The organism is Pseudomonas sp. S09G 359 (genome assembly GCF_002843605.1).
Taxonomy (GTDB): Bacteria; Pseudomonadota; Gammaproteobacteria; order Pseudomonadales; family Pseudomonadaceae; genus Aquipseudomonas.
Genome location: NZ_CP025263.1, coordinates 6,390,126 through 6,413,740 on the forward strand (window position 1 = coordinate 6,390,126; position 23,615 = coordinate 6,413,740).

20 protein-coding genes are annotated in these 23,615 nt (G+C 62.6%); 5 read left to right on the forward strand and 15 right to left on the reverse strand.

Going from position 1 to position 23,615, the window contains the following annotated elements:
- Positions 1-130: 130 nt before the first annotated feature.
- From CXQ82_RS29465 to CXQ82_RS29480, 4 genes are all read right to left on the reverse strand, one after another.
- Entirely contained in the window at positions 131-2,578 is a 2,448-nt protein-coding gene (locus tag CXQ82_RS29465; protein ID WP_101273438.1) for a TonB-dependent siderophore receptor, read from the reverse strand.
- 132 nt (positions 2,579-2,710) lie between these two features.
- Positions 2,711-3,658, reverse strand: coding sequence for a FecR family protein (locus CXQ82_RS29470; protein ID WP_101273439.1), 948 nt, complete (start codon positions 3,656-3,658; stop codon positions 2,711-2,713).
- On the reverse strand, positions 3,655-4,188 hold the full coding sequence (locus CXQ82_RS29475) for an RNA polymerase sigma factor (protein WP_101273440.1): 534 nt from the start codon (positions 4,186-4,188) through the stop codon (positions 3,655-3,657). The genes CXQ82_RS29470 and CXQ82_RS29475 overlap by 4 nt, the downstream gene beginning before the upstream one ends.
- Before the next feature lie 219 nt (positions 4,189-4,407).
- Positions 4,408-5,469 carry a phosphorylcholine phosphatase gene (locus tag CXQ82_RS29480; RefSeq protein ID WP_101273441.1) on the reverse strand — a complete coding sequence of 354 codons (1,062 nt, stop codon included), beginning with the start codon at positions 5,467-5,469 and terminating at the stop codon, positions 4,408-4,410.
- 242 nt (positions 5,470-5,711) lie between these two features.
- On the opposite strand from CXQ82_RS29480, the gene CXQ82_RS29485 reads away from it, so the two are divergent.
- Entirely contained in the window at positions 5,712-7,103 is a 1,392-nt protein-coding gene (locus CXQ82_RS29485) for an L-cystine transporter (protein ID WP_101273442.1), read from the forward strand.
- A gap of 122 nt (positions 7,104-7,225) precedes the next feature.
- Here CXQ82_RS29485 and CXQ82_RS29490 read toward each other — a convergent pair whose 3' ends face one another.
- Positions 7,226-7,738 carry a dihydrofolate reductase gene (locus CXQ82_RS29490; protein ID WP_101273443.1) on the reverse strand — a complete coding sequence of 171 codons (513 nt, stop codon included), beginning with the start codon at positions 7,736-7,738 and terminating at the stop codon, positions 7,226-7,228.
- 69 nt (positions 7,739-7,807) lie between these two features.
- Here CXQ82_RS29490 and CXQ82_RS29495 point away from each other — a divergent pair, with 69 nt between their 5' ends.
- Positions 7,808-9,187 (forward strand): DUF2868 domain-containing protein, encoded by a 1,380-nt coding sequence (locus tag CXQ82_RS29495; RefSeq protein WP_101273444.1) that lies wholly within the window; start codon positions 7,808-7,810, stop codon positions 9,185-9,187.
- On the forward strand, positions 9,180-10,547 hold the full coding sequence (locus CXQ82_RS29500) for a DUF3482 domain-containing protein (protein WP_101273445.1): 1,368 nt from the start codon (positions 9,180-9,182) through the stop codon (positions 10,545-10,547). Before CXQ82_RS29495 ends, CXQ82_RS29500 begins: the two co-directional genes overlap by 8 nt.
- On the opposite strand, the gene CXQ82_RS29505 is transcribed toward CXQ82_RS29500, so the two are convergent.
- From CXQ82_RS29505 to CXQ82_RS29535, 7 genes are all read right to left on the reverse strand, one after another.
- On the reverse strand, positions 10,544-11,098 hold the full coding sequence (locus CXQ82_RS29505; RefSeq protein WP_101273446.1) for a phosphonate degradation HD-domain oxygenase: 555 nt from the start codon (positions 11,096-11,098) through the stop codon (positions 10,544-10,546). The two genes, CXQ82_RS29500 and CXQ82_RS29505, sit on opposite strands and share 4 nt — an antisense overlap.
- On the reverse strand, positions 11,098-12,222 hold the full coding sequence (locus CXQ82_RS29510; protein WP_101273447.1) for a TIGR03364 family FAD-dependent oxidoreductase: 1,125 nt from the start codon (positions 12,220-12,222) through the stop codon (positions 11,098-11,100). The genes CXQ82_RS29505 and CXQ82_RS29510 overlap by 1 nt, the downstream gene beginning before the upstream one ends.
- 124 nt (positions 12,223-12,346) lie before the next feature.
- On the reverse strand, positions 12,347-13,369 hold the full coding sequence (locus tag CXQ82_RS29515) for a putative 2-aminoethylphosphonate ABC transporter substrate-binding protein (RefSeq protein ID WP_101273448.1): 1,023 nt from the start codon (positions 13,367-13,369) through the stop codon (positions 12,347-12,349).
- A gap of 21 nt (positions 13,370-13,390) precedes the next feature.
- Positions 13,391-15,097: a putative 2-aminoethylphosphonate ABC transporter permease subunit gene (locus CXQ82_RS29520; protein WP_101273449.1), complete on the reverse strand. Its 1,707-nt coding sequence runs from the start codon at positions 15,095-15,097 to the stop codon at positions 13,391-13,393.
- 1 nt (position 15,098) lies between these two features.
- On the reverse strand, positions 15,099-16,163 hold the full coding sequence (locus CXQ82_RS29525) for a putative 2-aminoethylphosphonate ABC transporter ATP-binding protein (RefSeq protein ID WP_101273450.1): 1,065 nt from the start codon (positions 16,161-16,163) through the stop codon (positions 15,099-15,101).
- A gap of 220 nt (positions 16,164-16,383) precedes the next feature.
- On the reverse strand, positions 16,384-17,247 hold the full coding sequence (locus CXQ82_RS29530) for a LysR family transcriptional regulator (RefSeq protein ID WP_101273451.1): 864 nt from the start codon (positions 17,245-17,247) through the stop codon (positions 16,384-16,386).
- Positions 17,248-17,263: 16 nt separating this feature from the next.
- Positions 17,264-19,522, reverse strand: a complete 2,259-nt coding sequence (locus tag CXQ82_RS29535; protein ID WP_101273452.1) for a heavy metal translocating P-type ATPase — start codon at positions 19,520-19,522, stop codon at positions 17,264-17,266.
- An 85-nt stretch (positions 19,523-19,607) separates the two neighbouring features.
- Between CXQ82_RS29535 and cadR the strand changes: the two genes are divergently transcribed.
- Positions 19,608-20,048, forward strand: coding sequence for a Cd(II)/Pb(II)-responsive transcriptional regulator (cadR, locus tag CXQ82_RS29540; protein WP_101273453.1), 441 nt, complete (start codon positions 19,608-19,610; stop codon positions 20,046-20,048).
- A gap of 130 nt (positions 20,049-20,178) precedes the next feature.
- On the opposite strand, the gene CXQ82_RS29545 is transcribed toward cadR, so the two are convergent.
- The 3 genes from CXQ82_RS29545 to CXQ82_RS29555 all read right to left on the reverse strand — a co-directional run bounded on the left by CXQ82_RS29545 (position 20,179) and on the right by CXQ82_RS29555 (position 22,743).
- Positions 20,179-21,012: a thymidylate synthase gene (locus CXQ82_RS29545; protein ID WP_101273883.1), complete on the reverse strand. Its 834-nt coding sequence runs from the start codon at positions 21,010-21,012 to the stop codon at positions 20,179-20,181.
- A 57-nt stretch (positions 21,013-21,069) separates the two neighbouring features.
- Positions 21,070-21,882, reverse strand: coding sequence for a prolipoprotein diacylglyceryl transferase (gene lgt / locus CXQ82_RS29550; RefSeq protein ID WP_101273454.1), 813 nt, complete (start codon positions 21,880-21,882; stop codon positions 21,070-21,072).
- Positions 21,883-21,960: 78 nt separating this feature from the next.
- Positions 21,961-22,743, reverse strand: coding sequence for a sulfite exporter TauE/SafE family protein (locus tag CXQ82_RS29555; RefSeq protein WP_101273455.1), 783 nt, complete (start codon positions 22,741-22,743; stop codon positions 21,961-21,963).
- A 121-nt stretch (positions 22,744-22,864) separates the two neighbouring features.
- On the opposite strand from CXQ82_RS29555, the gene CXQ82_RS29560 reads away from it, so the two are divergent.
- Positions 22,865-23,611 carry an NRDE family protein gene (locus CXQ82_RS29560; protein ID WP_101273456.1) on the forward strand — a complete coding sequence of 249 codons (747 nt, stop codon included), beginning with the start codon at positions 22,865-22,867 and terminating at the stop codon, positions 23,609-23,611.
- Positions 23,612-23,615 lie beyond the last annotated feature (4 nt).

The window sequence follows — 23,615 nt, forward strand, 5'->3', positions numbered from 1 at the left end:
AACCTCCAATACACAGAGATCAACTGTGGGAGGGGGCTTGCCCCCGATGAGGGAGCGTCAGTCAAAATCTATCCGACTGATCCACCGCCATCGGGGGCAAGCCCCCTCCCACATGAGTCAGGGGTGAGGCTTAAAACTGTGGGGTGTAGGTCATGGTGAACATCACATTGCGCGGATCGCCATAGTAGTTACTGCCCCACGTCGCGTTATACGCCGGGATGTAGTACTTCTTGTCGAACAGGTTGTTCAGGTTCGCCGCCACGGTGAATTCCTGGTTGATCTTGTAGGCCACCCGCGAGTCCCATAGCGCATTACCCGGCACGCTGAATTTGCGGTCATAGGCTTCGGTGCTGCTTTGCGCGGTCACGCCGGCGCCGACGCTGACTTTGTGCCAGTCGCCCGGCAACTGGTAATCACCCCAGACCTTGAGCAGGTGCTTGGGGGTCCAGGTGCTGAAGATCTTGCCTTCGTAGGTGTCGTCCTTGAGGAATTTGGTGGTGTTGTAGGTGTAGCTGGAGACCAGTTGCAGGCCCGGCAACACTTCGCCGCTCAACGTGGCTTCGAAGCCCTGGCTGCGAACCTTGCCGGAGGCGAGCGAGCAGTACCAGCCGCCACAGACTTTGCCGCCCTGCAGGTCTTGAGCCGCACGATTTTCCTGGTCATAGCGGAAGACCGCGAACGAGGTATTGAGGCGACCGTCAGCCAGTTCGCCCTTCAGGCCCAGCTCGTAGTTCTGGCCCTCGATGGGCTTGAGCACGGTCAATGAGGTGGTCAGGCTGGTTTGTGGCTCAAAGGCGTCGGTATAGCTGGCGTAGGCTGACCATTGTTCATTGAGCGCATAGACCAGGCCAGCGTACGGCGTGACGTGGCCATTGCTTTGCGTGGTGCTGCTGGTAGGTTCGCCGTACACACCCTGGAAACCGCTCTCGTCCTTGTAGGAATAGTCATACCAACTGGTGCGCGCACCCAGGATCAACGTCAGCGGGTCCACTAGTTGGACGCGCCAAGTGCCATAAATCCCTTTCTGACGAATGTCATACCAGCTCTTGGTAGCATTGCCCGCCTGGAATAACTGGTTTCTGTCGCGCTGCACGCGGTTGTGGTCGATGTTGAAGATATCCGCACCCGCCGTGGCCGCACGCGCCCAGAAATCATCCGTAGTGAGTTTGGAATAGTTGGCGCCCAGTACCATCTCCTGCCGAAAACCCAGGCCTTCGAATTTGCCGTCGACGTAAACATCAACGCCGCGACTCTTGGTATTGAAGTCGGTGACCCAGTCCACGTAGCGAACGTTGCCTGTCGTCCCCGGGTTGGGGATCTCGTCCCACGTCGCCTGGTAGGTCGCGTCGTTGTGCTCGTCCATGGCAACCACGGCGGCTTTCACCTTCCAGTCATCATTGAAACGATGCTCGATGTCGGCAAACACCTGGGTCTGGTTGTTGACGCTGCGGTTCCAGCTGGCGCCCACGAAGGTCGAGCGCGGCAGGCCGATATCGTTGCCATTGGCATACCGGGGCAGGGACATGAAGTTGGGACGGGTGTGGCCTTTTTGGTTGCTGATGCCCACGCCCACGGTGGTGTCCGGGGTGAAGTCGTAATCGACGGCGGCATACACCGTCTGGTTCCAGCCGCCGACATAGTCGATAAAGGAGTCGGTGGTGTCGTAGTCCGCCACAAAGCGGCCGCGCAGGGTGCCTTCGGCGTTGAGCGGGCCGCCGGCGTCGACCTGGGTGCCGTAGTGGTCCCAGGAGCCAGCCTTGGCGGTGATGGTTACCGTTGGCGCCACTTGGCCGCGCTTGCGCACCAGGTTCATGGTGCCACCGGGGCTGTTGGCGCCTTGCAGCAGGGCGGCCGGGCCACGCAGGGTCTCGACGCGGTCATAGATCGCCATGTTTTCGGTGAGGTAGCTGCCCAGCGCGTAGGTATTACGCGGCAGCCCCACCCCGTCGTATTGCAGGGTGCCGATCTCGAAACCACGGGAGAAGATGAACATGCCGGGGCCAGGGGATTTGGTCGCGGTCAGGCCAGGCGTGCGCTTGACCACTTCCGACAGCTTGGTGGTGTTCTGGTCATCCATCTGCTTGCGGGTCATGACGCTGACCGACTGCGGGATGTCCTTGAGCTTCTGTTCGCCCTTGCCGATGGTCACCGCCCCCGTGGTGTAGGAGCCACTGCCTTCGGTGGTGGCCCCCATGCGTTCGGCGCTGATGGTGGTGGCGCCGACTTCGAGAGCGCCACCTGTGTCGACGCGTTTTTCCAGGGTGACGGTATCGGCATTGATGAACGCCGCGCTCAACCCTGTACCGCCCAACAGCTGGCCCAACGCCTCGCGCTGGCCGAGGTTGCCACTCACACCTGGCGACACGACCCCTTGGGTCAACTCACCGGACACCAACACCTGCACCCGCGTCACCGCCGAAAACGCCGCCAGCGCACCGTCCAGGCTTTGCCCCGGGATTTCAAACCGGTAGGTCTGGGCCTGGGTGGTCTCGGCGGCTTGCAGGTACAGCGGCGCGATGCCGCTGGCGATGGAAATAGCCAGCGCCAGCAAGGGCCGTGCGGCGAATCGGTGTGCCATGGATGGTGCTCCCCGGTGCAAAAAAGTCGGTGATCGGCGCCGCACTACTTGAGAGTGCTTACTATTTACGCCTCAGTGATCAAGGACGACCGCCTGGGGAAAAACCCTGAAAGTTTTTTCAAATAATTGCGATTACGACGCTTTACCTTCGCGCAGCACCAGCAAATACGGGGTGTAATGCTCGGCGCGCAGGTTGAGGGTGTACTCCAGCGCCTTGATCACCGCCTCGGGTTTATCGATTTCGAATACACCGGAGACCACACGATTGCGCAGCGCGTCACCCAGCACCAGGGTCTTGCCCGGCCAGTAGCGATTCAACTCGCTGACCACCTCCGACAGCGGCTGCTGGCGAAACACCAGTTGCCGCTGGCGCCAGGCAAACCCGCTGGCCGGGTCGAAGCCATGCACCTCGGCCAGTTGCTGGCCCTGATACTCCACCGCCCGCCCCGGCTCCAGGTACACCGGCGCGCCGCTGCCGGCGCTGACCTGGACCTTGCCCTGCGCCACCTGCACACGCGTCTGCGCCTCGCGTCGCGCTACGCTGAACTGGGTGCCGACGACCTTGACCCAGCCGTCGCCGGACTGCACCACGAAGGGCCGCGCCGGGTCCTTGGTCACCTCGAAGAAACCCTCGCCACGCAGCAAACGAATCTGCCGCTCACCTGCGCTCATGCGGATTTGCACCGCGCTGTCGGTATTGAGTTGCAGGTGGGAGCCGTCGGTCAGTTCGATGGTGCGTGATTCGCCGGTGCCGGTGGCGTAGTCCGCGCGCAGGCGGTCAAGCCAGGGGGTGTTTTGCACGGTGAGGCCTATTGCCAACAGCACCGCGGCGGCGCAGGCCCAACGCCGCAGCGGTGTGCGCCAGGCAGCCTGTTCGGCGCGGCGAACCACCCGCGCCGGTTCGCGCAGGCCGCCGAGCATGGCCTGCACTTCCTGCCAGGCATCATCCTGGGCTCGGCCCTGCCCGAGCCAGGCGGCAAACGCATCCATTTCGGCGGGAGTCACGTCCTCGGCCTGCAGGCGGAAATACCAACCGGAGGCTTCGGCGAACAGTTCGTCGGCAGTGGGTGTGGCAGTCATGACCGACGTCCTTGTGCATCGCAGGCAAGCCGCGTCTTGATGTAGGCGCGGCATTCAATCAAGGCGCGACGCAATTGGTATTCCACACTGCGCGGGGTGATCGACAGGCGTTCACCAATCTCGCGGTAGGAAAGTTCGTCGACATGATAAAGCAGGAAGATCTGCCGAGTCGCTTCGGGCAGCGCCAGGATCGCGTCCTGCATCAGTTGCTCCTGTTGGTAGGCGGCCAATTGTTCGTCGGCGCCGGGGTTGCCGCAGGGCAGTTCCTCACTCGGCTCGCCGGCGTCCAGGCGCTCACGGCGGATGGCCTGGCGCTGGTGATCGCGCACCAGGTTGCTGGCGATGGTGAAGAGAAAGGCTGGCAGATTGTCGATCTTCTCGCCGGAATCCAGGCGGGCCAGACGCAGGAACGATTCCTGGGTCAGGTCGGCGGCCACCTGGGCACTGCCGGTGCGACGGGTGACGAAGGCTTCGAGGGCTTTCTTCTGCTCCGCGAACAGGCGCGCAATCTGCGAATTCCAGGAGGACACAGCACTACCTTGAGAAGAACGGAGGGTTCAGGAGGTGCGCACGCTAGCAGAGGATGAGATTGGTTCGCAATTGATATCTATTTTTGCATTGGCTTGGTGGTGTTCTTGAGGCCGCCATCGGGGGCAAGTCGAATCGTCGCACCGCCCCTCCCACATTTCGATTTGTGAACACAGTCAAGTGTGGGAGGGGGCTTGCCCCCGATTACAGGCAACTCGGTCCTACTGAATCTCCTCCGGCTTCACAATCACCCAGTTCTTGTCCGCCGTCACCGGCAAGCCTTCCTTGGCCTGCGCCGCGGCGTGCTTGGCCATCATGCCGTTGAGTTGGGTCATGTATTTATCCTTGCGGTTGATCCACAGGTGGATGCCGCCCTTGGCCACGTCCACATCGTGGAACAGCATGTAGCCGTCGCTGGTCGGGGTATCGCCGCCGACGATCACCGGTTTTTTCCATTCGTCGATGTAGGTGAGGATCGCCGCGTGCTTGCCGGCCATCCAGGTCGCCGGGGTCCACAGGTACGGGGTGAGTTCCAGGCCGAGGTTGGCCTTCTCGTCATACTTGCCGGCAGTGATCTGTTTGCGCGCGGTGGTCAGCTCGCCGGTTTTGCGGTCCTTGAGCAGGGTGGTCACGCCGATGACGTTCTCGGGTTTGACGTTGTAGCCGTACTTCGGATCGGCGGCGACCATGCGCACCAGTTCTTCCGAAGCGGCGGTCATCACATACACCTCGATGCCGTTTTCCATCAGTTTGTTGTACAGCTCGGCCTGGCCGGTGAAGACCTTGGGTGGCTGCACCTCGGATTTCTTCACCACGTCGCCTTCGAAATAGCTGACCGGCACCGGCTTGCCCGAGGCCATCAGCTCGTCGACCTGGACCTTGAGCTCCTTGAGGGTGAAGCCGGAAAAAATCTGCGCCACCCACGGGTAGCAGACCATGTCGTCCACTTCGCATAGGCGGTAGTAGTAGCTGAACAGGCTTTCCTTGTGGTCGGCCGTATCTTTGAACGGGATCAGCTTCAGGGACGGGTCCATGCTGTCGCGGCTGATCAGGCCCTTGTTTTCCATGTAGGGCAGCAGGGACTCTTCGAGGTCGTAGCGGTAGCTGGTGTTATCCATGTCGAAGACCGCGAAGTTACCCTTGTTGGCGTTGGCGGCGATCATTTCGTTGAGTTGCTTGGCAGCGGGCGCCGGCCAGTGTTTCAACTCGGTGGCGGCGAACGCCTGGCTGGCGAGCCCGAGGCAGAATGCAGCGGATACCAGTAATTTCGGCGCGAGCTTCATAGGCGTTGTCTCCCTGAGTGAAAGATATCGACGCTAACAAATCCCTGTGACAGTTCCCACGTTGAGCACGACCGTGTGCGTCCTGATCCCGCCAACGGCATATGCCTGAGCGTCAATCGCTTATTCCAAAAACGACAGTCACCATTCCATATCGGTATTAAATCAATATATTTCAAGCTGTTAGGATTTCCGGTTCGCAATCGCAGGCTCACGCGATTGGCTGCCTTCTCAACGGAGCTTCAATGAATCTGCCCCTGATTCTCAACTTACTGGTGTTCGTGGCCCTGCTGTTGGGCCTGGCACAAACCCGCCGGACTCACTGGAGCCTCGCCAAGAAGGTGCTGTTTGCCCTCGTGCTGGGTGTGCTGTTTGGTACCGCGCTGCATACGATTTACGGCGACGGCAACCCGGTGCTCAAGGCCTCCATCGGCTGGTTCGACCTGGTCGGTAACGGTTACGTGCAACTGCTGCAAATGATCGTGATCCCGTTGGTATTCGCCTCGATCCTCAGCGCCGTGGCACGCCTGCATAATGCCGCCTCCCTGGGCAAAATCAGCTTCCTGACCATCGGCACCCTGCTGTTCACCACCGCGATTGCGGCGCTGATCGGTATCGGCCTGACCAACCTGTTCGGCCTCACCGCCGAAGGCCTGGTGGCCGGCACCCAGGAAATGGCGCGCCTGCAAGTGATCCAGAGCGATTACGCGGGCAAGGTCGCCGACCTGAATATCCCGCAGTTGCTGCTGTCGTTCGTACCGGCCAACCCGTTTGCCGACCTGGCCCGGGCCAAGCCCACCTCGATTATCAGCGTGGTGATTTTCGCCGCTTTCCTGGGCGTTGCCGCACTGCAACTGCTCAAGGATGACGTGGAAAAAGGCCAGAAAGTGCTCAACGCCATCGACACCCTGCAAGCCTGGGTGATGCGCCTGGTGCGCCTGGTGATGAAGCTCACGCCCTACGGCGTATTGGCGCTGATGACCAAAGTGGTCGCCGGCTCCAACCTGCAAGACATCATCAAGCTCGGCAGTTTTGTCCTGGTGTCCTACCTGGCCCTGGGCTTGATGTTCGTGGTGCACGGGCTGCTGCTGTCGCTGGCCGGGATCAACCCGCTGCGGTTCTTCCGCAAGGTGTGGCCGGTGCTGACCTTTGCCTTCACCAGCCGCTCCAGCGCAGCGGCCATCCCACTGAGCATCGAGGCGCAGACCCGCCGCCTGGGCATCCCGCAATCCATCGCCGGTTTCGCCGCCTCGTTCGGCGCGACCATTGGCCAGAACGGTTGCGCGGGGCTTTACCCGGCGATGTTGGCGGTGATGGTCGCGCCGACCGTGGGTATCAACCCGCTGGACCCCTTGTGGATCGCGACCCTGGTGGCGATTGTGACCCTGAGTTCGGCCGGTGTGGCGGGCGTGGGCGGCGGGGCGACTTTTGCCGCACTGATCGTGCTGCCGGCGATGGGCTTGCCGGTGTCATTGGTGGCGCTGCTGATTTCCGTGGAGCCGCTGATTGATATGGGCCGTACGGCGCTGAACGTGAATGGTTCGATGACGGCGGGGGCGATTACCAGCCAGATCATGGGGCAGACGGATAAGGCGCTGCTGGATGCGGATGAGCATGCTGAGTTAGCGCAGGTTTAGCGGCGCCTGTTAGATCGCCTTCGCGAGCAAGCCCGCTCCCACATTTCAACCGCATTCTCATGTTGGAACTCGGTCAAAATGTGGGAGGGGCGGTGCGACGGTTCGACTTGCCCCCGATGCTTTTAGGCTTTTTCCCAAACCTCAAAGTTGTAAGCCGGCTTATCCCCCTCAGCCGGATTCTCCAGATTCGACACCAACTTCCACTGGTTCATATCAAACTCCGGAAACCATGCATCCCCTTCCGGGCTCAACGCCACACGCGTCAAATACAGGCGATCCGCCTGCTCCAGCCCCTGCGCATACAGCTGCGCGCCGCCGATCAGCATCAGCTCATCCACGCCCTGCTCCAGCGCCCAGGCCTCAGCCCGCTCAACCGCCGCGTCGAGTGACGGAAAAACTTCCGCACCTTCCAGCGTCAGGTCGGTCTGACGGCTAACCACCAGGTTCAAGCGCCCCGGCAGCGGTCGGCCCAGGGAATCCCAGGTCTTGCGCCCCATGATGATCGGCTTGCCGAGCGTGGTGGCCTTGAAATATTTGAAATCCCCCGGCAAATGCCAGGGCATGCTGTTGTCGACGCCGATCACACGGTTTTCACCGAGGGCTGCGATCAGGCTTAAAGGGAGAGTTTTTTTCATGCCGACGAGAATACCAGAGCAACGACCCAGCGGTTATGCTCCAAACTCACTTGCTCAACAGGACGGCGCGTGACTGCACTGAACCCCCTGCACAAACTCTGGCTGACCGAAACCGTGCGCCTGCGTGAAGAACACGCCGGCCCTCTGGAAGACCTCGAAGCCAACCGCCTGGCCCGCACGGCCGGCGGCGACTTGCCCACGCGCATCCAGCACCGTGCCCTGCACCTCGCCGAGCGCGATGGCCTCACCGCCGCCCTCACCCGCTGGCTGCAAGGTGCGCGACTGGCGCTGGTGTTGTTGGCGATCGTCGCCGTGGTCAGTGGTGCCGGCCTGGGCTTTGCCGCGCTGGGCAATGGCCTGGCCCCAGTCAATGTGTTCTGGGCCTTGGGCAGCCTGCTCGGCTTGAATCTCATGTTGCTGATCAGCTGGGCCCTGGGCCTGGTGTTTGCCGGCGAACACGCCGCCAGCCTGGGGCGCCTGTGGTTGTGGCTCAGCGAGAAACTCGCGCGTGATGCCAAGGCCGCGCAACTGGCGCCCGCCTTGCTGCTGCTGTTGCAGCGCCAGAAACTCAATCGCTGGGCAGTCGGCGTGCTGGTCAACAGCCTGTGGTTGCTGGCGTTGCTCAGTGCCATGGTGATTGTGCTTACCTTACTCGCCACGCGCCGCTACGGCTTTGTGTGGGAAACCACCATCCTCGGCGCCGATACCTTTGTGGCCGTGACCCAGGCCCTCGGCGCCCTGCCCGCCCTGCTTGGGTTTAATGTGCCGACGGTGGAAATGATCCGCGCCAGCGGCGATGCCGCGCTGAATATCGAAAGCGCCCGCCAAGCCTGGGCCGCCTGGCTGGTGGGCGTGCTGCTGGTGTACGGCCTGCTGCCGCGGCTGGTCCTCGCCCTGCTGTGCCTGTGGCGCTGGCAACGTGGGCGCGCCGCCCTGCGCCTGGACCTCAACCTGCCCGGCTACAGCCAATTGCGCGAACGTCTGATGCCGAGCAGTGAGCGCCTGGGGGTCAACGATGCCGCGCCGCAACAGCTGCATCACGTCACCGGCGGGGTCAGCGAACTGGAAAGCGACGGCGCCCTGTTGGTGGCCATCGAACTGGACGACCAACACCCGTGGCCGCCCAAACTACCCGTCAAGGTAAAAAACGCCGGCATCCTCGACAGCCGCGAGTCACGCAACAAGCTCCTGGAGCAACTCAGCCGCTTCCCACCCGCACGCCTGGCCATCGCCTGCGACCCACGGCGCTCGCCGGACCGCGGCAGCCTGGCACTCATCGCCGAACTCGCGCGCAGCGCCACGGCCACCCGCGTATGGCTGCTGCAAGCCCCGCCCGGCCAGGCGCTGGACGCCGAACGCCTGGGTGATTGGCACGCCGCGCTGCAGCAGCTGGAGCTGCCCTTCGCCGATTGCGCGCCGCTGAATTGGCTGGAGACCGGTCATGACTAAACCACTGAAACTCGCCGTGGTCGGCCACACCAATGTCGGCAAGACCTCGCTGCTGCGCACCCTCACGCGGGATGTGGGCTTCGGCGAAGTCTCCCACCGCCCCAGCACCACGCGGCATGTAGAAGGTGCGCGGTTGTCGGTGGACGGCGATGCCTTGCTGGAGCTGTATGACACGCCCGGCCTGGAAGATGCCATCGCCCTGCTCGACTACCTGGAACGCCTCGACCGCCCTGGCGAACGTCTTGACGGCCCGGCGCGCCTGGCACGTTTCCTGGAAGGCAGCGAAGCGCGCCAGCGTTTCGAACAGGAAGCCAAGGTGCTGCGCCAACTGCTGGCCTCGGACGCCGGCCTGTATGTGATCGATGCCCGCGAGCCGGTGCTGGCCAAGTACCGCGACGAGTTGCAAGTGCTGGCCAGTTGCGGCAAGCCATTGCTGCCGGTGCTCAACTTTGTCAGCAGCAGCGACCACCGCGAGCCGGACTGGCGCGAAGCCCTGGCGCGCCTGGGCCTGCACGCACTGGTGCGCTTCGACAGCGTGGCGCCGCCGGAAGACGGCGAACGCAGGCTGTATGAAAGCCTGGCCCTGCTGCTGGAAAACGCGCGGCCGCAGCTGGAACGGCTGATCCTCGATCAGCAGGCCCAGCGCCAGGCCCGCCAGCAAAGCGCCGCGCGCTTGATCGCCGAACTGTTGATCGACTGCGCTGCGTGCCGGCGCAGTGTGGTCAGCGAAGATGAGCAGCAAGCCATCGGCGACTTGCGCAAGGCTGTGCGCCAGCGTGAACAAAAGTGTGTCGAAGCCCTGCTCAAATTGTTCGGCTTCCGCGCGCAGGATGCCGCCGCCAGCGACTTGCCCTTGCTGGACGGGCGTTGGGGCGATGACCTGTTCAACCCGGAAACCCTCAAGCAGCTCGGCGTACGCGTCGGTGGCGGCATCGCCGCAGGCGCCGCCGCCGGGGCCGGGGTGGATTTACTGGTCGGCGGCCTGACCCTTGGTGCCGCTGCCATCGCCGGTGCCATTGCCGGTGGCGCGCTGCAAACCGCACGCAGTTACGGCAGCCGCCTGCTCGGCAAACTCAAGGGCCAGCGCGAGCTGACCGTCGACGACAGCGTGTTGCGCCTGCTCGCCTTGCGCCAACGCCAGCTGCTCAAGGCCTTGAACCTGCGCGGCCATGCGGCGATGCACAGCATCAAGGTCGACACGCCCCAGGACAAAACCTGGCGCGAAGGCAAGCTGCCGGACGCGCTGCACAAGGCCCGCGCCCACCCGCAATGGTCGTCCCTCAACCCCCACGCCAAGCTCAGCCAGGCCGAGCGTCAGGAACAGGTCGAAGCCCTGGCCCAGCGCCTCGACGAAACCTAGGCTGCGAGCAACTGCCGGGCCTTGGCCTTGAGCACTTCGAGGTCGAGTACCGGCACGTGCATTGCCTTGGCCTGTTCGTCCCAGTGGCGCATGCGCAAGCTGAGCTGGCACAGCGGGTCTTGCTCAAAGGCCTGGGCCTCCTCGGCCGTCATCACGCCGCCCTGGTAACCCAGGGTGCGGCGGCTGGCTTCGCTCAGGCGTGCGTAATAGTCCGGCTGGCTGAAGGTCAGGTAACGCTTGGCCTGCACGTGGTATTCCACCAGCTTGGCCATGCGTTCGCTGAAGCCCGCGCGGCGCAGGTAATCCGCGCCCAGCCGCTCATGGCTGACCACCCCATAACCGCCCATGTTCTCACCGCCCCTGCTGCAGATATGCCCGATATCGTGGAAAAACGCCGCCAGCACCACTTCATCGTCATAGCCCTCGGCCATGGCAAGCTGCGCGGCCTGGGACATATGTTCGATCTGCGACACCGGCTCGCCGATGTAATCCGCCGTGCCGTGCTGCTCATACAAGCCGAAGACTTCGGCAATCGCCTGTTCCGGGCTCATCACGCATCTCCCCACAGTGCGCTGATATTGCGTTCGGCCAGCGCCGGCCCCACGCTCATGCCCACACCTGTGTGCATCAACGCCGCACTGACGCCCGGCGCCGCGCGCAGGAATGAAAACGGCCCCGGCCCACGTGAACCGTAGACACCCTGCCAGCGCTCGACCACCTGGATCTTGCAGCCCAAGGTTTGCTCGGCCAATTCGATCATCCAGTCATCGACCTGCTCGGCGTTGAACGGCGAGGCATCGCTGCCGTAATGGTGGGAATCGCCAATGATCAACTCGCCATGGGGCGTCGGGCTGATGAGCAGGTGAATCCCGTGTTCATGCAGGTGCGGTGCCTCACGCAGGATCTGCGCCTGTACCGGCGCAGCTTGCGGCAGGTCGGCGAAGGCGCCGTAGTGCACGCAGCTCAGGCCCGTGAGCAAGGCATGTTGCAGGTTCAGGTTGACCGCCGGGCGGGCGCGCAGCATTTGCAGGCGGCAAATCTGTGGGTTGAGTTCGGCTATCTGCTCGGCCAGCAGGGTTTGGTAGTCGTGGCCGGAGCAGACAATGATCTGTTCGCCACGAAAACTGCCCGCCGTGCTGTGCAACTGGCCAGGCTCCACGTCGCGCACCAGGGTGGAGAAATGAAACTCCACCTTCAGCTCTTGAGCCAGATAATTGATCAGCGCCGGGATCGCCTCGCGGGAATACAGCTGCTGATCGTCCTTGCCATGCAGCGCGGCGCGGTGATGACGGAACTGGCCGCCGTACACATCCTTGAGTGCCGCGCCTTGCAGCAGGTCGACGTTGTAGCCGTGCTCCCGAGCGCGGCCGGCGCAGAAAGCTTCGAGCAGATGCTCTTCGGCTTCAGTGCGGGCGAACAGGTAGGAGCCATTGCGCTTGAGCTGGATGCCGGCCGCCTGCCCCCAGTGGCCCCAGATATCACGGCTCTGGCGTGCCAGGTCGAGCATCGGCCCGGGCGGTTGCCCGGTGACCAATGCCTGGCCGAAATTGCGCACCGAGGCGCCGAGCGGCGTGGCGCTGCGCTCGAACACCTTGACCTTGAGGCCGCGCTTGGCGGCGGCGTAGGCGTGGGAGAGGCCGAGGATGCCGGCGCCGATGATCAGCAGTTGTGTCATTAAGTGATGTCCTGTTTTCAAGACCGCCATCGGGGGCAAGCCCCCTCCCACCTTTGATCTGCGAACGCTTTCAAATGTGGGAGGGGGCTTGCCCCCGATGAGGCCATCAGCCCAACCCGAGAATTTACTGACCCGCCACCTTCTCCGACTTACCGTCATACCGCTTGCGCCACTCGGTCAAAATGCTATCGCGGTTTTTCGAGGCCCAGGAGAAGTCATTCTTGATCAACCGCTGCTCATAATCGGCCGGCAGCTCAGTCTGCGGCTTGGCAATCCCCGGCTGGGCGAGCACGGCAAAGTTTTCCTTGTACAACTCCATCGCGGCAGGGCTGGCGGAGAAGTCGGCGAGCTTTTTAGCCGCATCGGCGTGGGCGGTGCCCTTGATCACAGCAGTGGCTTCGATGTCCCAGCCCAGCCCTTCTTTCGGCAGGATGATGTCCAGCGGTGCGCCTTGGCGTTTGAGCTGCACCGCCGGGTATTCAAACGAAATACCAATCGGGAACTCACCCGACGCCGCCAGCTTGCACGGCTTGGAACCGGAGTGAACGTACTGGCCGATGTTCTGGTGCAGGTCGTCCATGTACTGCCAACCCTGCTTCTCGCCGAAGGTTTGCAACCAAGCGCTCACGTCCAGAAAGCCGGTGCCCGAAGACGCCGGGTTGGGCATTACGATCTTGCCCTTGTACTCAGGCTTGGTCAGGTCTTGCCAGCTCACCGGCTTGGTCAGGCCCTGTTTTTCGGCTTCGACGGTGTTGAAGCAGATGGTTGCGGCCCACACATCCATGCCGACCCAGGCGGGTGGGTTGGCGGCGTCGCGGTAGTTCTTGCCGATCTTGTCCAGGTCCTTGGGTGCGTAGTTATCCAGCATGCCTTGCTGGTCGAGGATCGCCAGGCTGGAGGCGGCCAGGCCCCAGACTACGTCGGCTTGCGGGCGGGCTTTCTCGGCCAGCAGCTTGGCGGTGATGATCCCGGTGGAATCGCGCACCCACTTGATCTCGACATCAGGGTTGGCCTGCTCAAAGGCCTTTTTGTAGCTCTTCAACTGCTCGGCTTCGAGGGCCGTGTACACGGTCAGCTCGGTCTTGGCGAAGGCATTCAGGCTGAATGCAGTGAGTACCGCAGCGACCAGCGCCAGGGGCTTGAACATGGAGCACCTCCTTAGGGATGTTTATTGGCCGGGCGCGGTCTGGCGCCAGGCTTGGGAGCGGCGCAACGCGCCACGTGAGGCCCACGCCAGCAGCAGCGAAACGCCGGCCGACGTGAACAGAATCAGGGTCGACATGGCCGCCGCACCGCCGACGTTGCCGGCGTCGTCCATGTTCAACACGGCGACGGCGGCGAGGATGGTGTCGGGGCTGTAGAGGAAGATCGCGGCGGACACGGTGGTCATCGCCGACACAAACAGGTAGCGCACGATGTCCAGCAGCGCCGGCAGGCAGATCGGCACCGTCACTTTCAAGTAATGGCGGTAGAGCGGTGCTTTGAGGGACAAGGCAGCGGCTTCGAATTCAGCGTCCAGTTGGCGCAGCGCGGTGGTGGCGGTCATCTGTGCGGTGGTCAAATAATGAGCAATCGTGCACACCACCAGCAACGTCATGGTCCCGTAGAACACATGCAGCGGGTTACCGTTGAGGTTGAAAAAGAACACATAGCCCAGGCCCAGCACCAACCCCGGCACGGCCATCGGCACAAAGCTGAGCATGCGCAACGCCAGGTTGAGGCTCTTTTGCCCCTGGGTCTTTTCCATCAGGTAGGCGCCGGTGAAGATCAGCACACTGCCGACCAATGCCGTGCACAGGGCCATGGTCAGGCTGTTGCGGTAGGCCAGCCAGCCGCCACCGGCCGTGTCTTCAAACTGGTAGTGGCTGAGGGACAGCGACAGGTTGTACGGCCAGAATTTGACCAGCGAGGAGTACACCGCCATACCGAACACCAGCAGCAACACGGCGCAGATCAGCAGCACGAGGGCCAGGTAGCAGGCGTCTCTTGTGCGCGACGGCGCCGGCTGGAACACCTGGGCGCGGCCGCTCATGGAGTCGCCATGCCGGCGGCGCAACCAGGCATCCACCGCAAAGCTGAACAGCGCTGGCAACAGCAACACCATGCCGATCAACGCGCCACGACCAAATTGTTGCTGGCCGACCACCGCCTTGTAGGCCTCCAGCGCTAATACTTGATAGTCGCCGCCGACCACCACGGGCACGCCGAAGTCGGTGATGGTGAGGGTGAACACCAGGCAAAACGCGGCGAACACCGCCTGGCGCGTGGCCGGCCAGGTAATGCTGCGAAACGCCCGCGCCGGGCTGGCACCCATGCTTGAGGCCGCATCGAACAGGCGCGCATCCGCCAGGGACAGTGCCGACAGCAAGATCATCAAGGCGTGTGGGAAGGTGTAAATCACCTCCCCGAGAACAATGCCCCAGAAGCCGTAGATATTGTCCGAGAGCAAACCGCGCAACAGGCCCTGGTTACCGAACAGGTACACCAGCGCAATGCCTGGCAACATCGACGGCGCCATCAGCGGCAGCAGTGACAGGCCGCGCCAGATGGCCTTACCGGGGATAAGTGTGCGTTGCAGGGCGTAGGCAAACAGGTAAGCCAGCGGTACGACGATGGCCGCCACGCTGAGGGAAACTTTCAGGCTATTGCCGAGCAACCAGTGGAAGTTATCGCTGGCGAGCAATTCCCGCGCGGCAACCAGCCCACCGCCCTGCCCGGCTTCACTGCTGAAGCCGCGCCAGAAGATCGCCAACAACGGCAGCAATACGGCGATACCCAGCAGCACAAGCCACAAGAGCTTGCCGCCGACGACGAAAATGCGATCACCGAGTTCGGCGCGGGACACCTGGCGCGGCAGCGTCATCACCGCGGCCATCTCAGGCAAACACCTGCAGGCTGCGCGGCGGCAAGGCTACCCAGATGTCCTGGGCGCCCAGGCGCGGCATGGCCTCCGGGGCCAGCTCGGCCAGCAGCGGATGGCCGGGCAGTTGCTCCAGCTCAAAGCTCATGCGGCAGCGGTTGCCGAGGAAGGTGATCTCGCGCACTTTGGCCGGGAACAGGTTTTCTTCATGCACCGGCGGGTTGACGCTGATGGCTTCCGGGCGGCAGAACAGCCGACCGGACCTGGCCACGCCGGCATCGTCGGCCAGGCGCATGTTCATCCCGCCCACCTGGGCGTGGCTGGCGCTGTTGCGACTGAACGGCAGCCAGTTACCCTGGCCGACAAACTCTGCCACGAATGGCGTGGCCGGGCGGTCGTAGATCTCCTGGGGCGTGGCGTATTGCTCGACCTTGCCGTTGTTCATCACGGCGATACGGTCGGCCATCAGCATGGCTTCGTCCTGGTTGTGGGTCACCATCAAGGTGGTGATGCCCAGGCGCCGTTGCAGTTGGCGCAGCTCGGTGCACAGGTGCTCGCGTACACGGGCGTCGAGGGCCGACATCGGCTCATCCAGCAACAGCAACGAAGGCGCCGGTGCCAGGGCGCGGGCCAGGGCCACGCGTTGCTGTTGGCCGCCAGAAAGTTGGCCGGGGTATTTTTTCTCGCTGCCGACCAGCCCTACCAGTTCGAGCATCTGGCCGACACGCTGGCGCACTTCATCGCGGCCGCTGCCGGTGAGGCCGTAGCCGATATTCGCTTCAACGCTGAGGTTGGGAAACAGTGCGTAGGACTGGAACAGAATGCCGTAGTCCCGAGCCTGGGGCGGCAGTAGGGAAACGTCGCGGTTGCCCAAGTAAAGTTCGCCGCTGTCCTGGCGCTCCAGGCCCGCGATGCAGCGCAGCAAGGTGGTCTTGCCGCAACCCGACGGGCCCAGCAGGCACACCAGCTCGCCAGCGGCGACGTCCAGGGACACGTTGTCCAACGCGGTGAAGGCGCCGAAGCGTTTCTGGATACCACGCACCTTCATCGGCGCGCCGGGTTGGGTCAGGGCTGTGTTCATGGTGGCACCTCATCGAACGGATGAAGGCCATGCTAGGGGGGCAATGCGTCCCTGATGTGGCAGAAAGGCAAAACGCGGCGATAGTGGTATTGGTGGATTTGGGTGTACCGCTATCGGGGGCAAGCCCCCTCCTACAGTTGACCGAGTTCCAACATGAGAATGCGGTCAAAATGTGGGAGGGGGCTTGCCCCGATGAGGCCCCAAAAGCCACCCCAAAACCTCAGAGCGGCGACATTTCCTGCGCCAACCCCAGAAACGCCGCCGGCAGCCGCGCGCCTTTGCGCTCCTTGAGGCAATACAGATACTCCGGAATCTGCGGCGCATTCTCGATAGTCAGCACGCGCAGCTGCGGGTCATGGGGCACTTCCTGGCGGGCGATGATGCTGATGCCGATATTGCGCAGCACCGCCTCGCGAATCGACTCGCGGCTACCGATTTCCAGCAGCGGCCCATGGCTCACGCCGGCGCCCTGCAGCAACTCTTCGGTGAGGCGCCGGGTGGTGGAGCCCGCTTCACGCATCAATAAGGTGTGCCCGGCCAATGCGGTGAGCGGCACGTGATCCCGTTTGGCCAGGGGATGGTTGCGATGCACCGCCAGCACCAGGGGGTCGGTGCCGAGTACGCGGCGGATCAGGCGCGGGTCTTCCAGCAGTTGCGAGGAAGCGGCAACGTCGACGCGGTAGTCGTCCAGCGCTTCGAGCACTTGCTGGGAGTTGCCGATTTCCACCGATACTTCCACCTGGGGCAGGCGCTCACGAAAGGCTTTGACCAGATCGAGGATGTAATACGGCGCCGTTGCGGCAATTCGCAGGGCACCCTGGACCTGGCCATTGTTGCGCAGGAAGAACTCGATGTCCGCTTCCTGCTGCAGCAACGCCTTGACCATCGGCAATAACCGCGCGCCGTCGTCGCTGACGGTGAGGCGGCGGCCGCCACGGTAGAACAGCTCAACGCCGTACTGGCCTTCCAGGTTGCGAATCTGGGTGGTGACCGTGGGCTGGCTCAGGCCGAGTTTTTTCGCCGCCTGGGTAATGCTGCCCAAACGCGCGACCATAAAAAACGCCTTCAACTCGGCACTCAGCACGCCACCCTCTCATCGTCTATTTGCGCAACAAGCGCAGGCCATTGAACACCACCAGCAGGGCCACGCCCATGTCGGCGAACACCGCCATCCACATGGTGGCCATGCCCAAGAAGGTGACCACCAGGAAGATCGCCTTGATCACCAATGCCAGGGTGATGTTCTGCTTGAGGATACTCGACGTTTGCCGCGACAAACGAATGAATGCCGGAATCTTGCGCAAATCATCGTCCATCAGCGCCACATCGGCGGTCTCGATGGCGGTGTCGGTACCGGCTGCGGCCATGGCAAAACCGATCTCGGCGCGGGCCAGGGCCGGGGCGTCGTTGATGCCGTCGCCGACCATGCCCACGCGGCGGCCTTGGCCGTAAAGGGCTTCGATGGCTTGCAGTTTATCGGTGGGCAGCAGGTCGCCCTGGGCCTGGTCGATGCCAACCTGGGCGGCAATCGCCTGGGCGGTGTGGGTGTTGTCACCGGTGAGCATCAGGGTCTTGATGCCCAACTCATGCAATTGCGCGATGGCTTCGCGGCTGCTGTCCTTGACCGTGTCGGCCACGGCGAACAGCGCCAGCGGGCCGGATTTGTCGAGCAGCAGCACCACCGACTTGCCTTGTTTCTCCAGGGCGAAGAGTTTCTCTTCCAGCTGCGGCGAGCACAGGCCCAGGTCTTCCACCAGGCGGTGGTTGCCCAGGTGGTAGGTTTCGCCGTTGATATCGCCGCGCACGCCACGACCGGCCAGGGCCTCGAAGTTATCCACAACGTGGCTTGGCAGGTTTTTATCCACAGCCGCATTGGCAATCGCCAGCGACACCGGATGGTCGGAACGCCCGGCCAGGCTGGCGGCCAGGGCCGGCGCGCGGTCTTCGACGTTGGGGAACAGCGCCAGGTAATCGGTTTGCACCGGCTTGCCGTGGGTGATGGTGCCGGTCTTGTCCAGCGCGAGGTAATCGAGCTTGTAGCCGCCCTCCAGGTACACACCGCCTTTGATCAGGATGCCTTTGCGCGCGGCGGCAGCGAGGCCACTGACGATGGTCACCGGGGTGGAAATCACCAGGGCGCAGGGGCACGCCACGACCAGCAGCACCAGGGCGCGGTAAATCCAGTCGAACCACGCGCCGGCCATGAACAGCGGCGGGATCACCGCTACGCCCAAGGCAAACAGGAACACCGCCGGGGTGTAGATTTTCGAGAAGCTGTCGACGAAACGCTGGGTCGGCGCGCGGGCGCCCTGGGCCTGTTCCACGGCGTGGATAATGCGCGCCAAGGTCGAATTATTCGCGGCCGCCGTCACTTTGTATTCCAGGGAGCCGGCCTGGTTGATGGTGCCCGCGAAGACTTTATCGCCCACGGTCTTTTCAATCGGCAGGCTTTCGCCGGTGATCGGCGCCTGGTCGATGGTGGACTGCCCGGCGGTGACTTCACCGTCCAGGCCAATGCGCTCGCCGGGTTTTACCCGAACGATGGCACCGAGTTCGATGCTTTTGACTTCTTTTTCGACCCAGCTACCATCGGCCAACTGCACCGTGGCCTGCTCCGGGGCCATTTGCATCAAGCCGCTGATGGCATTGCGCGCACGGTCCAGGGATTTGGCTTCGATCAACTCGGCCACGGTAAACAGGAACATCACCATCGCCGCTTCGGGCCACTGGCCGATCAGCACGGCACCCGTGACCGCGATGCTCATCAGCGCGTTGATGTTCAGGTTGAGGTTTTTCAGGGCAATCCAGCCCTTCTTATAGGTGGTGAGGCCGCCGCTGAGGATCGATACCAGCGCCACAATGGCAACCACCCAGGTGGGCGCGGCCCCCGTAAAGTGCAGCACTTCGGCGCCCAACGCGCCTACGCCGGACACTGCCAGCGGCCACCAATGTTTCTTGGCCGGTGGCTCGGCGGCAGGTGTGCCTTCTTCGATAGGGTCGGCCTGCATGCCTAAGGATTTGATGGCGTCGATGATCGGCGCGGTGTTCGGCAGGTCATGGGTGACGCCGAGGATGCGGTTGATCAGGTTGAATTCCAGCTGCTGCACGCCGGCGAGCTTGCCCAGTTTGTTCTGGATCAGCGTCTGCTCGGTGGGGCAGTCCATGGCTTCGATGCGGAAGGTGCTCAAGCGCGAGCCAGCGGTAGGCGCTTCGCTCAGTTGCACCAGCGCGGGGGCTGGGCTGGCGGCGCAGCAGGAACCGCCATGGTTATGCACAGGCGTGAGTTTCTTCGGTTCATGATCATGGTCATGGTCATGGTCATGGTCGTGTTTGTGCGGGGTGTGGATGGAGTCGCTCATTCTGTCGCGTCCGTAAAGGTGCCTGTTGCCAAGTAAAGACCCTGTAGCCACTATAGGGTCAAGCACCCATTTGGAGATTGCTGCGATGAAGATCGGCGAATTGGCCAAACTCACCGACTGCCCGGTGGAAACCATCCGTTATTACGAGAAAGAAGGCTTGCTGCCGCCCCCGGCGCGCACCGACGCCAACTACCGCGTGTACACCCAGGCGCACACCGAACGGCTGATCTTCATCCGCAACTGCCGCAGCCTGGACATGACCCTGGAAGAAATCCGCAGCCTGCTCGGGCTACGCGACAGCCCTCAGGACCAGTGCGAAAACGTAAATGCGTTGATCGACGAACACATCCACCACGTGAAAGCGCGGATCGATGGGCTACTGGCGTTGCAGGAGCAATTGCTGGATCTGCGCCAACGCTGTGGCGGCGGGCCCGAGTGCGGGATTCTGCAGCGGCTGGAAGTCAGCGGCAGTGTGGCAGCCAGCGAGGCTGAGCCCTCGCATGTAGGCAGAAGCCACGGCCACTAAATCAAGTGATCACCGGCTAAATGTGGGAGCGGGCTTGCTCGCGAATGCGGTGTGTCAGCCACTGCATGTGCAAGCTGATACTCCGCATTCGCGAGCAAGTCGAATCGTCGCACCGCCCCTCCCACATTGATCAGATGGCCACGTCGGCCTTGATGCTTGGGTCGGCGTCGTAGCCAACAATCTCGAAGTCTTCGAACTTGTAGTCGTAGATCGACGCAGGCTTGCGCTTGATCACCAGCTCCGGCAACTTCTTCGGCGTGCGCGCCAGCTGGGTCTGGATCTGTTCCATATGGTTGCTGTAGGCGTGGGTGTCGCCGGTGGTGACGATGATCTCGTGAGGGATCAGGTCGCATTGCTGGGCCAGCATATGCGTCAGCAGGGCCAGCGCGGCGGTGTTGTACGGCAGGCCGAGGAATACGTCGGAGCTGCGAATGTACAACTGCATCGACAGATGGCCGTCGTGCACAAACGCCTGGTACAGCAGGTGGCACGGCGGCAGCGCTTGTTTGCCGTTGCGCGCGTTTTCCTGGGGGCTCTGGGTTTCGTCGGGCAGGTACTCGACGTTCCAGCCATGAAACAGGATGCGACGGCTGTTGGGGTTGGTCTTGAGCGTGTGCACCATGTAGTCGATCTGGTTGATCGTGCCGCCGTCCTTGGTCGGCCAGGCGGTCCACTGCTCGCCGTACACCGGGCCCAGGTCGCCGTCTTCGGTGGCCCATTCGTCCCAGATTTTCACGCCATTTTCGTTGAGCCACTTGATGTTGGTGTTGCCGCTCAACATCCAGATCAGCTCGTTGGCGATGCTTTTGAAGTGAAGCTTCTTGGTGGTCAGCAGCGGGAAGCCGTCGGCCAAGTTATGCCGATACTGACGGGCGAACACGGCCTTGGTGCCGGTGCCGGTGCGATCGCCCTTGGTCAATCCATTGGTGATGACGTCGTTCAGTAGTTCGAGATATTGCTTCATGTTTTTACCCGTATCGTTGAAGCCCGGGCCCTTCACAGAGGGCCCAGGCATTCGAATTTAAAGCGCGGCGTTCTTGATGCCTTGCGGGCGATTGTACGCCCACCACAGCAGGCCCAGGCCGCCGAGGATCATTGGCAGGCTGAGGATCTGGCCCATGGTCACCCAACCAAACGCCAGGTAGCCCAGCTGTGCATCCGGCACACGCACGAACTCGACGATGAATCGGAAGATCCCGTAGAACAAGGCGAACATGCCCGACACCGCCATGGTGGGGCGTGGCTTACGCGAAAAAATGTACAGAATGAGGAACAGTGCCACACCTTCCAACGCGAACTGGTACAGCTGCGACGGATGGCGCGGCAGTTGCGCCGGGTCGCTGAACGGCGGGAACACCATGGCCCACGGCACGTCGGTCGGCTTGCCCCACAACTCGGCGTTGATGAAGTTACCGATACGCCCGGCGCCCAGGCCGATCGGTACGAAGGGCGCGACGAAGTCCATCAGCTGGAAGAACGACTTGCCATTGCGACGGCCAAACCACCAGGCGGCGATCATCACGCCGATAAAACCACCGTGGAACGCCATGCCGCCCTTCCACACCTCGAAGATCAGCGTCGGGTTGGCGATGTAGGCAGACAGATCATAGAACAGCACGTACCCGAGGCGCCCGCCGACGATTACCCCCATCGACATCCAGAACACCATGTCGGAGAGCTTCTCCTTGGTCCAGGTCGGGTCGAAACGGTTCAGGCGCCGGGAAGCCAGCAGCCAGGCACCGCCGATGCCGATCAGGTACATCAACCCGTACCAGTGGATTTTCAGCGGACCGATGGCCAAGGCCACCGGGTCGATCTGCGGGTAAGGCAGCATTGCGACTCCTCGTTAAATCATTAGTCATGGCGACCGGACCATGCCGGGGCGCGATTAAGCCTGCGTTACATAAATTCTTTAAAGCAAAAAGTTTAAACCGACGCAAAACAACAGCCCGGCGAACAACCACTTCAATAAACGCGGCGACAACCGGTGCGCCAAGCGCGCGCCGAAACGCGCAAACACCATGCTGGTCAGGGCAATGCCCAACAGCGCCGGCAAATACACGAACCCTAGACTATGAGCGGGCAGCAGCGGGTCATGCCAGCCCAGAATCATGAAACTTAATGCACTGGCCAGGGCAATCGGCAGGCCGCAGGCGGATGAGGTGGCCACCGCCTGCTGCATCGGCACGCTGCGCCAGGTCAGGAACGGCACGGTCAGCGAGCCGCCGCCAATCCCGAAAATCGCCGAGGCCCAGCCGATCACCGTGCCGGCCAGGGTCAGGCCAACCTTGCCGGACACTGTGCGACTGGCCTTGGGCTTGACGTCCAGGGCTAGCTGCACGGCCACCAGCAGGGCAAACACACCAATGATTTTTTGCAGATGCGGGCCGGAAATCGCCTCGGCGGTCAGCGCACCAAAGCCTGCGCCGATCAAAATGCCAACGGTCATCCACACAAAGATCGGCCAACGCACCGCGCCACGCCGGTGGTGCTCACGCACCGCATTCACCGAGGTAAAGATGATAGTCGCCAGGGAAGTGCCCACGGCCAGGTGGGTCAGCACTTGCGGGTCAAAACCCTGCAAGGTGAAGCTGAACACCAGCACCGGCACAATGATGATCCCGCCACCCACGCCAAACAGCCCGGCGAGCACGCCCGCACAGGCGCCGAGCAGCAAATACAGCAGAAATTCCATGGGAGCCCCCAAACCAAGTCCGGCATGTTAACGGATGGAAGGCATGCGACCCAACTGGATACGATGGAACGCCGCTGCCTGAGTGGGTAGAGTGGCTAAAAACACAAAAGGGAACCGCCTGATGTGCCTGATTGTTTTCGCCTGGCGGCCGGGCCACGCCCAACCGCTGATCGTCGCGGCCAACCGTGACGAGTTCTACGCCCGCCCCAGCCTGCCGCTGGCCCAGTGGCCGGATGCGCCCGATATCTACGCCGGTCGCGATCAGGAAGCCGGCGGCACCTGGCTTGGGGTAAATGCCGATGGGCGGTTTGCCGCCCTGACCAACATCCGCGACCCGCACCAGCCGCCGGCACGCAAATCCCGCGGGGAACTGGTAGCGCGGTTTCTCAGCAGTTCGCTACCGATTGCCGAGTATTTGGCCGACGTTAACGGCCGTTCGATTGAATATGCCGGGTTTAACCTGTTGGTGGGCACGCGGGATGAGCTGTGGCATTACAACGCCAATCAGACCGAGCCCACGCAGTTGAAGGCCGGGGTGTATGGGTTATCCAACGCCGGGCTGGATACGCCGTGGCCCAAGTTGCTCAAGGCCAAGGCGGGGTTGAGCGAGGTGTTGGAGGACCCGCAGCCGGAAGCTTTGCTGGAGATCTTGAGCGATCCGCAGACGGCACCGTTTGCCGAGTTGCCGGATACCGGTGTTGGGTTGGCGACGGAAAGCCTTTTATCCAGCGTGTTTATTGCCAGCCCGAGTTACGGGACGCGAGCGAGTACGGCGCTGATTGTAAATGCCGACGGCACGCGGCGGATGGTGGAGCGCAGCTTTGGGCCGCAGGGGGGCAGGTTGGGCGAGGTCGACCTCAATATTTAGCGTC

Bases quoted from the DNA above. Each gene is read 5' to 3' on its own strand.
- CXQ82_RS29490 (WP_101273443.1), bottom strand. From the start codon at position 7,738: ATGAAAAAAACTCTCCCTTTAAGCCTGATCGCAGCCCTCGGTGAAAAC.
- CXQ82_RS29510 (WP_101273447.1), bottom strand. From the start codon at position 12,222: ATGACACAACTGCTGATCATCGGCGCCGGCATCCTCGGCCTCTCCCAC.
- CXQ82_RS29480 (WP_101273441.1), bottom strand. From the start codon at position 5,469: ATGAAGCTCGCGCCGAAATTACTGGTATCCGCTGCATTCTGCCTCGGG.
- CXQ82_RS29555 (WP_101273455.1), bottom strand. From the start codon at position 22,743: ATGGAATTTCTGCTGTATTTGCTGCTCGGCGCCTGTGCGGGCGTGCTC.
- CXQ82_RS29515 (WP_101273448.1), bottom strand. From the start codon at position 13,369: ATGTTCAAGCCCCTGGCGCTGGTCGCTGCGGTACTCACTGCATTCAGC.
- CXQ82_RS29465 (WP_101273438.1), bottom strand. From the start codon at position 2,578: ATGGCACACCGATTCGCCGCACGGCCCTTGCTGGCGCTGGCTATTTCC.
- lgt (WP_101273454.1), bottom strand. From the start codon at position 21,882: ATGCTGCCTTACCCGCAGATCGACCCGGTGGCCTTGGCCATCGGTCCG.
- CXQ82_RS29485 (WP_101273442.1), top strand. From the start codon at position 5,712: ATGAATCTGCCCCTGATTCTCAACTTACTGGTGTTCGTGGCCCTGCTG.
- CXQ82_RS29535 (WP_101273452.1), bottom strand. From the start codon at position 19,522: ATGAGCGACTCCATCCACACCCCGCACAAACACGACCATGACCATGAC.
- CXQ82_RS29560 (WP_101273456.1), top strand. From the start codon at position 22,865: ATGTGCCTGATTGTTTTCGCCTGGCGGCCGGGCCACGCCCAACCGCTG.
- CXQ82_RS29500 (WP_101273445.1), top strand. From the start codon at position 9,180: ATGACTAAACCACTGAAACTCGCCGTGGTCGGCCACACCAATGTCGGC.
- CXQ82_RS29545 (WP_101273883.1), bottom strand. From the start codon at position 21,012: ATGAAGCAATATCTCGAACTACTGAACGACGTCATCACCAATGGATTG.
- cadR (WP_101273453.1), top strand. From the start codon at position 19,608: ATGAAGATCGGCGAATTGGCCAAACTCACCGACTGCCCGGTGGAAACC.
- CXQ82_RS29470 (WP_101273439.1), bottom strand. From the start codon at position 3,658: ATGACTGCCACACCCACTGCCGACGAACTGTTCGCCGAAGCCTCCGGT.
- CXQ82_RS29525 (WP_101273450.1), bottom strand. From the start codon at position 16,163: ATGAACACAGCCCTGACCCAACCCGGCGCGCCGATGAAGGTGCGTGGT.
- CXQ82_RS29520 (WP_101273449.1), bottom strand. From the start codon at position 15,097: ATGGCCGCGGTGATGACGCTGCCGCGCCAGGTGTCCCGCGCCGAACTC.
- CXQ82_RS29505 (WP_101273446.1), bottom strand. From the start codon at position 11,098: ATGAGCCCGGAACAGGCGATTGCCGAAGTCTTCGGCTTGTATGAGCAG.